Genomic DNA, 13,292 nt, shown 5'->3' on the forward strand with positions numbered 1-13,292 from the left:
ACCTCCTATAAAATACTTCCCATAAAAGGATAATCAACCTCACCATTCCCCCCAGTTAATGGTTTTACCCCTGAATTTATAAAAGTAGATCTTACAATAGAGTAATCTCCAAATCTTTCTCTTATAGAGTCTATAGCCCTATCAAGACTTCTATTTTTTTCAGTATCATATTTTTCAAAAAGTGATGATTGATAGAAGTCGTTATCACTTAACTCAGATAACCTTATTCCCAACTGTCTTATAGTCTCTCCCTTCCAACAGTCATCAAAGGCCCTCTTTAGCTCATCAAATATTACTTTAGTACAATCTGTTGGTACTATAAGCTTTCTTTGATGAGAGTAACTTATAAACTCCTTATTTTTAATAGAAACTGAAACAACCCCACATAAGTTACCAGTACTTCTAAGTCTAGAACTTGTATTCTCAGCTAAAGACAATAATATTTTCATAGCATCCTCTCTGGTATCTACATCATAAGAGATAGTTGTAGCATTTCCTAACCCCTTAATCTCAAGATAATTTTTATCCCTAACCTCTGACTCATCTATTCCATTTGCATAATTATAAATAACCTTACCAAAACTCTTAAAAACAGTAAGTAGAATTGATAAATCATACTTTGCTAGATCTCCAATAGTATAAATATTTATCTTATGAAGTTTTGGTGCTGTAGCTCTTCCTACCATAAACAAATCTTCTACAGGAAGTGGCCACATCTTCTTTTTTATTTCCCCTGGGAAAAGTGTATGGATATTATCTGGCTTTTTAAAATCCGATGCCATCTTAGCTAAAAGCTTATTATTAGATATTCCTATATTAACTGTGAATCCTAGCTCTTTCTTAATTCTCTCCTTAATCTCTATTGCTTTCTCGTAATACTTATCTTTCATATGACTTACATCTAAAAAGCATTCATCTACTGAATATCTTTGAACCTTTGGAGAATATTCTTTAAGGATATTAACTAAGGCTTCACTACACTCCATAAACAACCTATAGTCTGGTGGGCATATAATTAAATCTGGACATTTCCCTAAGGACTGATATATTGGTTCTCCAGTATTTATTTTGAATTTCTTAGCAGGTATTGATTTTGCAAGAACTATACCATGCCTTTTAGTAATATCTCCTCCAACTATAGAGGGTACTTCTCTTAAATCTAGAGTCTCACCCTTTTGCAATTTCCTTACAGCTATCCAGGATAGATAGGCTGAATTAACATCAACATGAAATATTATCCTATCCATAACCTAGCATTCCTCCCTATAATTATTCTACAACTTATTATACAGAACATACGTTCCCTTGTAAAGCAAAAAAATAAAAGCAGCATAACTACTTTTACTTTTTTAAAATTTCACAATTAACTTCACCATAAAACTTATCAAATTCAATGTCTACATGCAGCTTTTTACTATTTCCTGATCTAAAAGGTAACCCTTCCAAAATAGTATCACTACTACTTCCAATAACATTATTATTCTCATCCTTAAAAGTAACTATAATACTTCCCTTTTCATTATTTATATCTAATTTGATTATGTAATTATTATCTTTCCCAACCTTTAAGCTCCTTATTATTTTTCCATTTAGATTACTAGCTTCTTTTATTTCAATTTTCTCTAATTTATATTTAATACTAGCAACTCCGCTAAAAGGATATTTACCACCTGTAAGTACACCATAATTCCCAATTGAATAAAATGTCTTTGTCATAATCCATAGTATAAATCCTACAGCTACTCCACCCATTGCAAATCCAATAATTGTTCCCATAGTTTCACCTCCACAAATTATATTACTTTCCCTATTTATTTTTTTATAAAAATATTGTATAATGTTTATTAATTAAGATTAGTTATTATTTATATCAGCAAAGGAGAACTTTAAAATGAAAAAATTATTTAATCTATCATTTTTTTATGTGATTTTAGGACTAGCACTTGGAGTATTTCATAGAGAATTCACTAAGCTAAACAACTTTACAGGAGAGACTACTCTTGGAACAGCACATACTCATACCTTAGTTTTAGGATTTATATTTTTATTAGTTGTGTTATTACTTGATAAAAGCTTTAATATTTCAACAAATAAAAGTTTTAATAAATGGTTAATTACTTATAATGTAGGCTTATTAGCATTAATATCTACAATAGTTGCTCGTGGAGTATTACAAGTCCTTTCAACAGATTTTGCTGGTCTAAGCCATATAGCTGGATTAGGACATGCTATTCTTGGAGTATCACTTGTATGGTTTATGATTATCTTGAAAAAAGAAGCATTTAAGTAAAGTTATATTAATCATACTGATATATTAGTAATACTACATCTAATATATCAGTATGATTTTTTATTTTATCTCAAATCCTTCATAAATTACATTATCAAAGTACTCCATACCTTTATCATACTCTTCCTTATTTTTTGCTGCCCATCCTAAAAGAATAATTCCCTTACCTTTTTCATCTGTTACAAATTCCTTTGGCATTCCATTTATTTCATAAGCTATAAATGCTGGCTTACTTTTAAAGTTTAGTAAAAGATTCTTAAGTACAAACTTCTTATACCAGGCAATGTCTTCATCTTTAAAGGTGCCAGAAAGCTGTCCTCTTACTACTTCTGGTGCATTCTCTCTAAACCAAGATAAAACAAAAGGATTAAATGATTGTATTGCATATTCCCCTTTGTAATTCTTAAGCTCCTTATAGAGAACCTCCTCTAATTTACCTACTTCCCCCTGATTTTTAACCTCTATAAGAATAGGAACTTCGCCCTTTACTAGCTCTAATACTTGGCCAAATAGAGGGATATTATCCTCTGAGTTTCCAAGCTTTAGTTCCTTCAGCTCATCATATGTGCAATCCCCTATATTCTTATCTAGTCCTGTAACTCTTTTTAAATTATCATCATGAAATACAACTATCTTTTCATCCTTAGTTAAATGAACGTCTAATTCTATTGCATTCTTTTTATCTACTGCATTCTTAAAGGCACTCATTGAATTCTCCACTTTATTTTCATCATGAAGACCTCTGTGTGCAATTTTATACTTTTTAAGCCAACTTATATCCTCATGAACCTGTTGACCTCTTCTTGCATAATTTACTCCTAAAAATCCCAATATAAAGATAAGTCCTAAAATAATCAAGGTTAGTATCAATTTAAACTTCATCCTCATCCTCCTATGGTATATATTGTAATTTCAGTATAACCTCTTCTTTAATGAGATACAAATAAAAAAGTCCTAGCCATTATAAATTCATACAGATTAAAAAAGCCTAATGGATTTGTTCCCACTAGACTCTTCTTCTAATTTCTCATAATAATATAAGCTACATAAGCAATATAAAGAAGTATAAGTAATATACCTTCCCCTCTTGTTAGCTTCTTTTCTTCCTTCTTATTAAAGAATATCAATAAACCTATAAATAATGTTATTCCTATAAAGAATAGAAAATCTACAGCTAATGGTCTCCCAACTGGAATTGGCATTATAGTAGCTGATGCTCCAAGTATTAATAATATATTGAATATATTTGATCCTAATACATTTCCTAGAGCTATTTCCTTCTCTCCCTTTAAGGCTGCAACAATTGATGTTACAAGTTCAGGTAATGATGTACCTATAGCTACAATTGTTAATCCTACAAGTTTTTCACTCATTCCTAGAGAATAAGCAATACTAGTAGCAGAATCAACTACAAGCTTTCCACCTATAACAATTCCAAGTACACCAACTATAATCAATATAGTTTTCTTTAAAATACTACCTTCCTCTTCTTGATACTCATCTTTAATACTTTCCTTTTTGCTTGCACTAACTAATATCACTACATAAGCAACACATAAAGCTAACAAAATAATTCCATCAACTCTTGATAATCCATTATTATCACTTGTCATAAGACCAAAGGTTAATAGAAATACTAAAACTGCTACGCCCGTATTTATTATAAAATCTCTTTTTATAGTTGATTTTTTAAATATAAGGGGCATTACAACAGTAGTTCCACCAAGTACTACTAGTGAATTGAATATGTTTGATCCAAGGACATTTCCAATAGTAATTCCATTGTTTCCTTCAATTGAAGATATTAAACTTACTGCAAGTTCCGGTGCACTAGTTCCAAGGGATACAATAGTAAGTCCAACTATAACAGCTGGTATTCCAATTTTCCTAGCAATGGCAGCCGCTCCATCTACAAATATATCTGCTCCCTTAATAAGTAGAACAAATCCTACAATTAGTATAATGTATTCCATCTTTAGTTCCTCTTCTTTCTTTTGTAAAAATTACGCAATGAAAATTATAATCTAAAACTTCTTATCCTACAACTAAATCCTTTTTCGCCGCATTAACTAAAGCAATAATAAGGATGTATGCAATAGCTTGTAAAACTACAAGTATTACTAGCATTGCATTAATAACTTCTGAATATACATTATAAATAAAAGGTTGTATACATTGGGCTAAAACAAATGTTCCAAATAAGAAATTCCATCTATATCTACAATTGTCCATTAAGTAGTTAAGGTCTCTACTCTTTGCCATATTATATATTCCTCTACATATATGATAAACAATATACATCCTTCCTATTCCTAAAAACAAGTCTATTCCAATAGCTAAAAAACTATACATAGTTAGTGATTCATTTGTAAATGGATATAAAACTCCTCTAATTCCATTTGCAAAAACAAGAAAAGACCAGAGCCTTGCTAATTTACTTGCTTTTTCAAAAGAAATATCTTCTTTAGCTAAACTACTACATCCTATATATATAAGGAAAAATCCTATAAAGTCTGGAAAAATATTTACCATAGATAAATTGAAATCAAAAACTAGAAAAATAATGCCCCAGAATATCTTTTTAAAGTCACTTCTCATTATTTATCCTCCTTAATTCAAGTAAATCCTCTACCTCTTTATAAGTTACCTTATAGTTTTTATATCCACTAAATCCACCTGGTCCAAACCCCTCTTGACCAAAGACTTCCACCTCTTGCTCACTATCTTCTGGATCTCTTGCAATCACACTTAATTTAGATTCATAACTTTCATAAAAAGGAATTTTCACTTTTGGTTTTATTGATATAGAAAACTTATCTTTTGATTTTAGCTTAACAGGAAAATTAACTTCTTCAATATTCTCTCCATTAATGAATATTTCAAAATATTTAAGTAGTCCTTCTTTATGAATACCATCGAGTCTTACTAACTCAATATCATCCTCAGCAGTATAAAGAGCCTCATAATAATCTTTTTTTGTTGTTACACTTTCAAATTCATATAAATTATATGGTCTTTCAGTATACCCTGGTCTATTCTCACTATATATTAAATTTCCTATTTCACATTCTCCCTCTTTACCATTTTTAGTTCTATACTTAATCTTAGTTATAGATTTACCTGTATTTTCTCTTAATTTATCTGATAAACCTTTTCCTTCTAATAATCCATCTTTATTTCTTAAATTATATAGTCTTATCTTGTAAATATTATATCTTGCAGATCCATCATCAAATCTAGTATCCTTATTTGAATCTTCTGAAGACATAAACATGAAAGGCATGGACATATCTTCTTCAATATATTCTGTATCATCTATATCTGGAAAGATAAAAGTCTCTATTTTATCTTTCTCATCTTGATCCATGAGGTATGTTAACTCAAAATCACTTCCCTCTTTGTATACATATGTAAATACCGGACCCTCTATTTTCTTTGAATAGTAAAAAATAATATTACCTATAAAAACTGAAGTTAGTATAACTACAATTATCCCTATTTTTCTCTTACTCATCTCCATAATACCCCTCCCTACCAACATTTTAACATATTATTCATAATTAATATTACTTAAAAAGAAAGAAACCTGCTACTTACAAGTTTCTCTCCTATCTCAAACTATTTATTTTATAAATGTATTCATAGTTTTTATTAATTCTTTAATAGCTTCTTGCTCATCAGCCTCACTTCCAATATCCAAACAATTGCAAGCATAATTCTCTAACATAAGTGCCCCTACTCTATTAATAGCAGATCTTATTGCTGATATCTGTACCAATATATCCTTACAACATACATCCTTTTCTACCATTCCTTGTATTCCTTTTACTTGACCTTCAATTCTCTTTAATCTATTTAATATATCCTTATTTCTTTTTTCTTTAGATTCATCCATTATTACTCCTCCTTATATACCCATAGGGGTATATATAGTTTACCCTAAAATATGAAAATATAAAAGGGAGTAGCTAATTATTCGCTACTCCCTACTATAATCTTAATGGCTAGGTTAAGTTTTTCTACAACTTTAGCTAGTGTATAGATAATTAGTTTTTTCTTTGGACTAAGCCACTTACCCTCTCTGCTGCTTCTATAATATTCTTTCTTTCACCAAAGCAACTTAATCTAAAATATCCTTCTCCATTATCTCCAAATCCTACTCCTGGTGTTCCAACTATATTTGCATTCTCCAACAAGTAATCAAAAAATTCCCAAGACGACATATTATTAGGACACTTAAGCCATATATATGGTGAGTTTACTCCACCTGTAAATTTAATATCTGATTTCTTTAAGGCATCCCCAACTATCTTAGCATTATCCATATAGTAATCTATTATCTCTTTAGTCTTTATTCTACCTTCCTTTGAAAATACTCCTGCTGCTGCCTTTTGTATAATATATGGTACTCCATTAAACTTAGTGGTTTGTCTCCTAAGCCATAATTTATTAAGTGAGACTCCCTCACATTCTAATTGCATAGGTATTACTGTATAGCCACATCTCATTCCAGTAAATCCAGCTGTTTTAGAAAATGAACAAAATTCTATAGCACATTCCTTTGCTCCATCAATTTCATATATACTATGAGGTATATTATCTTCTGTAATAAATGCCTCATATGCAGCATCAAATAGAATTATTGCCCCTGTTTCTTTAGCAAATTGAACCCACTTTTCAAGTTCTTCTCTATTATAAGCAGCTCCAGTAGGGTTATTAGGTGAGCATAAATATATAATATCCCCCTTAATATTAAAGTCTGGCATTGATAAAAATCCATTTTCATCTGTACAATTAGAATAAATGATTTTTCTACCATCCATAATATTTGTATCTACATATACTGGATACACTGGATCTTGTATAACTACTGTGTTCTCCTTTGAAAATATATCTAGTATATTTCCTAAATCACTTTTAGCTCCATCACTTATAAAGATTTCATGAGTATCTAACTCTACTCCAAACTCCTTATAATAGTTTCCAATTTCATTCTTTAAAAATTGATACCCTTGCTCTGGTCCATAACCTTTAAAGCTTTCTTTACTCCCCATATCAACTACACCTTGCTCTAATGACTCAAGAACAGGATTACTTAATGGAAGTACTACATCACCAATTCCTAGTGATATAACCTTTTTATCAGGATTTTTCTCCTTATATTCCTTCACCTTATGAGCTATAGTTGAAAATAAGTAACTATCCTTAAGTTCTAAATAGTTTGCGTTTATCTTTGCCATCTTAATCCCCCTTTGATGCTTTAATAAGTCCTAGGAAAAGCGGATGTGGTCTATTTGGCCTTGATAAAAACTCTGGGTGATATTGTACCCCAACAAAGAATTTATGTTCATTTATTTCAACAGCCTCCACTAATCTACCATCTGGAGATATTCCACTTAAAACTAACCCCTTATTAATATATTCATCCCTATATTTATTATTAAATTCAAACCTATGCCTATGTCTTTCTTCGATCAAATCCTCTTTATAAAGCTCATACAATATACTATGTTTATCTACCCTACAAGGATATAGTCCTAGGCGCATTGTTCCACCTTTATCTTCTAATCCTATTTGATCCATCATTATATCTATTACTGGATTATCCGAATCTTCATCAAATTCCCTTGAATTTGCATTTTTTAAACCTAATACATTACGTCCATATTCAATAACTGCTACTTGCATACCTAAGCATATTCCTAAGAATGGAAGATTATTTTCTCTTGCATATCTTACTGCTTCAATTTTACCTTCTACTCCTCTATTTCCAAAGCCTCCAGGTACTACAATCCCCTTACATTCTTTTAGTACTTCCTTTACATTTTCCTTTGTTATACCTTCACTATCTATCCATTGAACATCAATATTTACTCCATTTTCATATCCTGCATGCCTTAAACTCTCTGCAACTGATATGTATGCATCATGAAGCTTTACATACTTTCCTATAATACCTATTTTTATTTCTTTATCCACAGTTTTAATTTTTTCTACCATATTAGACCATTCACTAATATTACATTCAGTATTTTTAATTCCAAGTTCTCTACAAACAATCTCTGAGAAATTGCTTTCTTCTAGCATTAATGGTGCTTCATACAACATTGGTACTGTAGTGTTTTCAATAACGCAATCTTCTTTAACATTACAGAAAAGAGCTATTTTATTCTTTATTCCATCATCTAACTTAACATCACATCTACAAATTATTATATTAGGAGCTATTCCTAATCCCTGTAATTCCTTAACGCTATGCTGAGTTGGCTTTGACTTTAATTCCTCTGAACCCTTAATATATGGAACTAAGGTTACGTGAATGAATAAACAATTTTCTCTTCCAACTTCTAAGGATACTTGCCTTATTCCCTCTAAAAAAGGTAAAGACTCAATATCTCCAACAGTACCACCAATTTCTGTGATTATTACATCTGCATCTGTTATCTTAGCTACAGAATAAACCTGATTCTTTATTTCATTTGTTATATGTGGAATAACCTGAATTGTTTGTCCAAGATATTCTCCTCTTCTTTCTTTGTTTAAAACATTCCAATATACTTTTCCTGTTGTTATATTAGAAAACTTATTTAAGCTTTCATCTATAAATCTTTCATAATGACCAAGGTCTAAATCTGTTTCTGCACCATCATCTGTAACAAAAACTTCTCCATGTTGATATGGACTCATTGTTCCTGGGTCTATATTAATATAAGGGTCAAACTTTTGAGCCGCAACCTTTAATCCCCTACTTTTTAATAATCTTCCAAGAGATGCTGCTGTAATTCCCTTTCCTAAACCAGATACTACTCCTCCAGTTACAAATATATATTTTTTATTCACTTTAAAGCCTTCCTTCGTATACAAATTCTGCAGGACCTGTCATATAAACTACTCCACTAGATAAGTATTTTATTTTCAAATCTCCACCAAGTAACTTAACTGTTATTTCTTCATTTTCTTTGCAGAAATTATTTAATACTGAGGCTACAGTTGCAGCACATGCTCCTGTTCCACAAGCAAAGGTTTCTCCACTACCTCTTTCCCACACTCTCATCTTTATTGTTCTTTCATCTATTACTTCTATAAATTCAGTATTTATTCTTTCTGGAAACATACTATGATTTTCAAAGTCTTTTCCAATCTCTTCTATTTTTAAATCATCTATTTCCTTCATAAAAACTATACAATGAGGATTTCCCATAGAAACACAAGTAATATTATATTCTTCTTCTCCAACTTTAACCTTTTCATTCACTAGAATATTTTTATCTGTTAATGCTGGAATGGCCTTAGAATTTATTACTGCCTTCCCCATATTAACAGCTATTTCAGATACTTTATTATCTTCTACTGTTAATTTAAGCTCCTTTATTCCAGCTAAGGTTTCAAGAGTTATTTCCTTTTTATCAGTAATTCCTTTTTCATATACATACTTTCCTATACACCTTGTAGCATTTCCACACATCTTTCCCTCTGACCCATCAGCATTAAACATCCTCATTCTAAAATCAGCTACCTTAGATGGAAGGATTAATACTATTCCATCTCCCCCAACTCCAAAATGCCTATCACTTAATTTTATAGATAACTTTTCTGGATCTTCTATTTCTTTCTCAAGACAATTAAAATATATATAGTCATTACCTAGACCTTCCATCTTCGTAAATTCCATAGCTACACCTCATAATACTTAATTATTTTATCAGCTAACTCTCTTCTACTTACTCTCTCATCCATAGCACTTTTTTCAATATATTTGTGAGCTGTTTCTTCAGTCATATTATTGTGTTGTATAAGAAGACATTTAGCCTTATCTATCTTCTTTATATCTTCAACCTTCTTCAAAAGACTATTTTGTTCTTTCTTTAGTACACTGAATCTTTTTAATGATGTAAAAACAAATTTAACTCCTTGATTAAATATAGATTTTGTAAAAGGCTTAGATATAACAAATATCCCATGTTCCTCTACCTTTTCCCCGATCATATCTGCATTTTCTGCCTTTACAACAAGTATTACTCCACTACTACCACTTTGGGATATTTTAATTCCTAGTTCACTTCCAAATTCATCCTTTAGTGGAGTATCTATTATAATAATATTATATTCATCTAATATTAATCTTCTCCTGGCCGCTGCCCCATTGCCTTCAGTGTCAATATGAACATACCCCATACTTTTTAGATTTTCAGTGTATACCTTATTTCCTTTTTCTGAACTACATACTATAAGTATCTTATCCATATAACACCTCCTAAAATCTAAAATTTTAAAGCCTATTGAAGTAATTATTTATCTCCCACTCTGTTATATCATCCTCTGACTTACATTTATCATCATAGGAATTCCACTCACTTATCTTATCTTTTAGGAATTTATTGTATACAAATTCACCTAAAATATCTTTTACAAAGCTACTATTTCTTAGTACTTCTATTGATTCTAATAAATTCTTAGGTAACTTATCTAATTCTCCTTCTTGTTCTACTTCATAAAGGTTACCATCCACAGCTTTTCTAAGATTTTTACCTTCCTTAATTCCTTCCATTCCAGCATATATTAAAAGTGCAAAGGCTAAATAGGGATTACAGGTACAATCTGCACTTCTTAATTCCATTCTGTTATATTCCCCAGTTGATGCTGGTATTCTTATAAGTTGAGATCTATTTTTATGAGACCAAGTTACATATCTTGGTGCTTCAAAAGATCCAAACCTTTTATAAGAATTTACAGTTGGATTTAAAACTGCTGTAATTTCCTTTACTCTATCTAAAATTCCTGCAATAAAGCTTTCTGCTTCCTGAGAGTGCGTATCCCCTGTACGGAATAAATTCTTATCCTCTTTTGCTAATGATATATTTATATGAAGTCCTGAACCACTCTTATCCTTTAGAGGTTTTGGCATAAAGCTTGCATGTAAGCCATTTAAACTTGCTATAGTCTTAACTACAGTTTTAAAAGTTATAAAATTATCTGCTGAAGCTAATGGATTATCATACATAAAGTCTATTTCATTTTGTCCAGGCCCTGATTCATGATGGGAGCTTTCTGGCGTTAATCCCATCTCTTCTAAGGTCAAACAAATCTCTCTTCTAATATTTTCTCCCTTATCAAAGGGTGCAACATCAAAATATCCTGCTACATCATGTGGTATTAAGGTAGGTTCTGCTTCATCATCAGTCTTAAATAAATAGAATTCACACTCTGGTCCAATTTTAGATGTATACCCCATACTCCATAACTTATCTACTGCTGTTTTTAATATATTTCTTGAATCTCCTTCAAATATATTTCCATCTGGAGTTTTTATATAACAAAAGAATCTTGCAACTCTTCCAGCTTGAGGTCTCCATGGAAGAATAGTTAATGTTGATGGATCTGGAAATAAAAATAAATCTGAGTCTTCTATATTTAAAAATCCTCTAATAGAAGATGCATCAAAACCTATCCCATGAGTAAAGGCTTTTTCTAACTGAGAGGACATAATTGAAATATTTTTTAATTCCCCGAATATATCACAAAACTGTAGTCTAATAAATTTTATATCATTATCTTCTACAAAACTTAAAATTTCCAAAACTGTTTGATCCATTTGAATACCTCCCCGATCTACTTTTTTAATGTTCTTTTTATATCATTATTCACGGTATCTTCTATAATATCCAAGAATTTATATCTAACTTAATTATACCTCCTATTTTTCTTATATACTGATAATTTCATTTTTGAATAATAAAAAAAAGGCATACTAAATTCCTGCACAAATACAAAAATTTAGAACGCCTTTGTTCTTAATATTATTTTATAAGTAGCTTGTACTTTTGTCAATATCCGTCATTAAATTTATTTCTATTTATTTCAAATTCTTCAAAAAAAGTTATTGCATTTTCTTCTTGCTGAGCATATAATAATTTCAAACAGCAAAGGCGCTGTAGGATATTTTTCCTACAGGGCCTTTTTTTATTTTAAGGGGGCACATGTTATGAGTAAATTAGTAATTCCAAAAAACTATAAATCCAAATTAGATCTATTTGATACCCAAATAGCAATACAGCTAATCAAGAAAAGCTTTGAAAAGGGTCTTTCAGAATCAATTAATTTAAAGAGAGTATCTGCTCCACTTTTTGTAGATCCTACTACTGGGCTAAACGACGATTTAAATGGATATGAACGTCCAGTAAGCTTTGATGTATTGGAAACAAAAAAGGAAGCTCAAGTGGTTCATTCTTTAGCCAAATGGAAAAGGATGGCTTTATACAAGTATGGTTTTCCAGAATATACAGGACTTTATACAGATATGAATGCTATTCGTAGAGATGAAGAAATGGATAATTTACATTCAATCTATATAGATCAATGGGACTGGGAAAAGGTTATAAGTAAAAAAAGTCGTAATATTACCTATTTAAAAGAAACTGTAAAATTAATAGTTAGTTCAATATGTGATACTCTTGATGACCTAAAAGAGGAATATCCACAAATAACAACCACATTATCACCTATTGTTACTTTCGTTACAACTACTGAACTTATGAACTACTATCCTAATCTTTCACCAAAAGAAAGAGAAAGGGAATTTGTTAAGAAGCATAAAACTTGTTTCATTATGGAAATAGGTGATCTACTACCATGTGGTGAAAAACATGATGGACGTGCTCCTGACTATGATGATTGGAGTCTAAATGGAGATATAGTATTTTGGAATGATATTCTTAACTGTGCTTTTGAAGTGTCTTCTATGGGAATTAGAGTAGATAAAGATTCATTATCTTCTCAGCTTACTAAAAGTAATTGTGAGGATAGAGCTAAACTTCTATTCCACAAAATGATCTTAGATGAGACTCTTCCTTTAACTATGGGAGGGGGAATAGGACAATCTAGATTATCCATGTTACTTTTAGGTAAGGCCCATATAGGTGAAGTTCAGTCTTCTCTTTGGGATGATGAAACTCTAAAAAAATCTAAAGAAAACAATATAGAATTACTTTAATTTTAAGGGGGC

14 protein-coding genes are annotated in these 13,292 nt (G+C 30.7%); 2 read left to right on the forward strand and 12 right to left on the reverse strand.

Annotated features, from left to right (window positions below; all coding sequences use genetic code 11):
- Positions 1–5: 5 nt before the first annotated feature.
- A complete protein-coding gene (locus tag ACSYT2_RS09635; protein ID WP_430855066.1) occupies positions 6–1,247 on the reverse strand; it encodes a DNA polymerase Y family protein in 1,242 nt (413 codons plus the stop codon).
- Positions 1,248–1,341: 94 nt separating this feature from the next.
- On the reverse strand, positions 1,342–1,776 hold the full coding sequence (locus ACSYT2_RS09640) for a hypothetical protein (RefSeq protein WP_438384605.1): 435 nt from the start codon (positions 1,774–1,776) through the stop codon (positions 1,342–1,344).
- A 115-nt stretch (positions 1,777–1,891) separates the two neighbouring features.
- Here ACSYT2_RS09640 and ACSYT2_RS09645 point away from each other — a divergent pair, with 115 nt between their 5' ends.
- Positions 1,892–2,290, forward strand: coding sequence for a DUF2871 domain-containing protein (locus ACSYT2_RS09645; RefSeq protein WP_430855068.1), 399 nt, complete (start codon positions 1,892–1,894; stop codon positions 2,288–2,290).
- 60 nt (positions 2,291–2,350) lie between these two features.
- Here the strand turns inward: ACSYT2_RS09645 and ACSYT2_RS09650 are convergent, their stop codons facing one another.
- The 10 genes from ACSYT2_RS09650 to glnA all read right to left on the reverse strand — a co-directional run bounded on the left by ACSYT2_RS09650 (position 2,351) and on the right by glnA (position 11,882).
- Positions 2,351–3,172, reverse strand: a complete 822-nt coding sequence (locus tag ACSYT2_RS09650) for a glycerophosphodiester phosphodiesterase (protein ID WP_438384606.1) — start codon at positions 3,170–3,172, stop codon at positions 2,351–2,353.
- 137 nt (positions 3,173–3,309) lie between these two features.
- Complete coding sequence (locus tag ACSYT2_RS09655; protein ID WP_438384607.1) at positions 3,310–4,263, reverse strand: calcium/sodium antiporter; 954 nt, start codon at positions 4,261–4,263, stop codon at positions 3,310–3,312.
- A 61-nt stretch (positions 4,264–4,324) separates the two neighbouring features.
- Positions 4,325–4,888, reverse strand: coding sequence for a hypothetical protein (locus tag ACSYT2_RS09660; RefSeq protein ID WP_438384608.1), 564 nt, complete (start codon positions 4,886–4,888; stop codon positions 4,325–4,327).
- A complete protein-coding gene (locus ACSYT2_RS09665; protein ID WP_438384609.1) occupies positions 4,878–5,810 on the reverse strand; it encodes a hypothetical protein in 933 nt (310 codons plus the stop codon). The genes ACSYT2_RS09660 and ACSYT2_RS09665 overlap by 11 nt, the downstream gene beginning before the upstream one ends.
- A gap of 102 nt (positions 5,811–5,912) precedes the next feature.
- Positions 5,913–6,185, reverse strand: coding sequence for a metal-sensitive transcriptional regulator (locus ACSYT2_RS09670; RefSeq protein WP_430855073.1), 273 nt, complete (start codon positions 6,183–6,185; stop codon positions 5,913–5,915).
- Positions 6,186–6,336: 151 nt separating this feature from the next.
- On the reverse strand, positions 6,337–7,530 hold the full coding sequence (locus tag ACSYT2_RS09675) for an LL-diaminopimelate aminotransferase (protein ID WP_438384610.1): 1,194 nt from the start codon (positions 7,528–7,530) through the stop codon (positions 6,337–6,339).
- A 1-nt stretch (position 7,531) separates the two neighbouring features.
- Positions 7,532–9,130, reverse strand: coding sequence for a CTP synthase (gene pyrG / locus ACSYT2_RS09680; RefSeq protein WP_430855075.1), 1,599 nt, complete (start codon positions 9,128–9,130; stop codon positions 7,532–7,534).
- Position 9,131: 1 nt separating this feature from the next.
- Positions 9,132–9,962 (reverse strand): diaminopimelate epimerase, encoded by an 831-nt coding sequence (gene dapF, locus ACSYT2_RS09685; RefSeq protein ID WP_438384611.1) that lies wholly within the window; start codon positions 9,960–9,962, stop codon positions 9,132–9,134.
- Between the two features lie 2 nt (positions 9,963–9,964).
- Positions 9,965–10,534 (reverse strand): ANTAR domain-containing response regulator, encoded by a 570-nt coding sequence (locus ACSYT2_RS09690; protein WP_430855077.1) that lies wholly within the window; start codon positions 10,532–10,534, stop codon positions 9,965–9,967.
- Positions 10,535–10,559: 25 nt separating this feature from the next.
- Positions 10,560–11,882: a type I glutamate--ammonia ligase gene (gene glnA / locus ACSYT2_RS09695; RefSeq protein WP_430855078.1), complete on the reverse strand. Its 1,323-nt coding sequence runs from the start codon at positions 11,880–11,882 to the stop codon at positions 10,560–10,562.
- Positions 11,883–12,272: 390 nt separating this feature from the next.
- On the opposite strand from glnA, the gene asnA reads away from it, so the two are divergent.
- A complete protein-coding gene (gene asnA / locus ACSYT2_RS09700) occupies positions 12,273–13,280 on the forward strand; it encodes an aspartate--ammonia ligase (RefSeq protein WP_430855079.1) in 1,008 nt (335 codons plus the stop codon).
- The last annotated feature ends 12 nt before the right edge of the window (positions 13,281–13,292 follow it).

The sequence above is a fragment of the Clostridium zhoujianii genome, assembly GCF_051590805.1.
Classification (GTDB): Bacteria; Bacillota; Clostridia; order Clostridiales; family Clostridiaceae; genus Clostridium.

Excerpts from the sequence above, each read along its gene's own strand:
- ACSYT2_RS09635 (WP_430855066.1), bottom strand. The coding sequence starts at position 1,247 with ATGGATAGGATAATATTTCATGTTGATGTTAATTCAGCCTATCTATCC.
- ACSYT2_RS09640 (WP_438384605.1), bottom strand. The coding sequence starts at position 1,776 with ATGGGAACAATTATTGGATTTGCAATGGGTGGAGTAGCTGTAGGATTT.
- ACSYT2_RS09645 (WP_430855068.1), top strand. The coding sequence starts at position 1,892 with ATGAAAAAATTATTTAATCTATCATTTTTTTATGTGATTTTAGGACTA.
- ACSYT2_RS09650 (WP_438384606.1), bottom strand. The coding sequence starts at position 3,172 with ATGAAGTTTAAATTGATACTAACCTTGATTATTTTAGGACTTATCTTT.
- ACSYT2_RS09655 (WP_438384607.1), bottom strand. The coding sequence starts at position 4,263 with ATGGAATACATTATACTAATTGTAGGATTTGTTCTACTTATTAAGGGA.
- ACSYT2_RS09660 (WP_438384608.1), bottom strand. The coding sequence starts at position 4,888 with ATGAGAAGTGACTTTAAAAAGATATTCTGGGGCATTATTTTTCTAGTT.
- ACSYT2_RS09665 (WP_438384609.1), bottom strand. The coding sequence starts at position 5,810 with ATGGAGATGAGTAAGAGAAAAATAGGGATAATTGTAGTTATACTAACT.
- ACSYT2_RS09670 (WP_430855073.1), bottom strand. The coding sequence starts at position 6,185 with ATGGATGAATCTAAAGAAAAAAGAAATAAGGATATATTAAATAGATTA.
- ACSYT2_RS09675 (WP_438384610.1), bottom strand. The coding sequence starts at position 7,530 with ATGGCAAAGATAAACGCAAACTATTTAGAACTTAAGGATAGTTACTTA.
- dapF (WP_438384611.1), bottom strand. The coding sequence starts at position 9,962 with ATGGAATTTACGAAGATGGAAGGTCTAGGTAATGACTATATATATTTT.
- ACSYT2_RS09690 (WP_430855077.1), bottom strand. The coding sequence starts at position 10,534 with ATGGATAAGATACTTATAGTATGTAGTTCAGAAAAAGGAAATAAGGTA.
- glnA (WP_430855078.1), bottom strand. The coding sequence starts at position 11,882 with ATGGATCAAACAGTTTTGGAAATTTTAAGTTTTGTAGAAGATAATGAT.
- asnA (WP_430855079.1), top strand. The coding sequence starts at position 12,273 with ATGAGTAAATTAGTAATTCCAAAAAACTATAAATCCAAATTAGATCTA.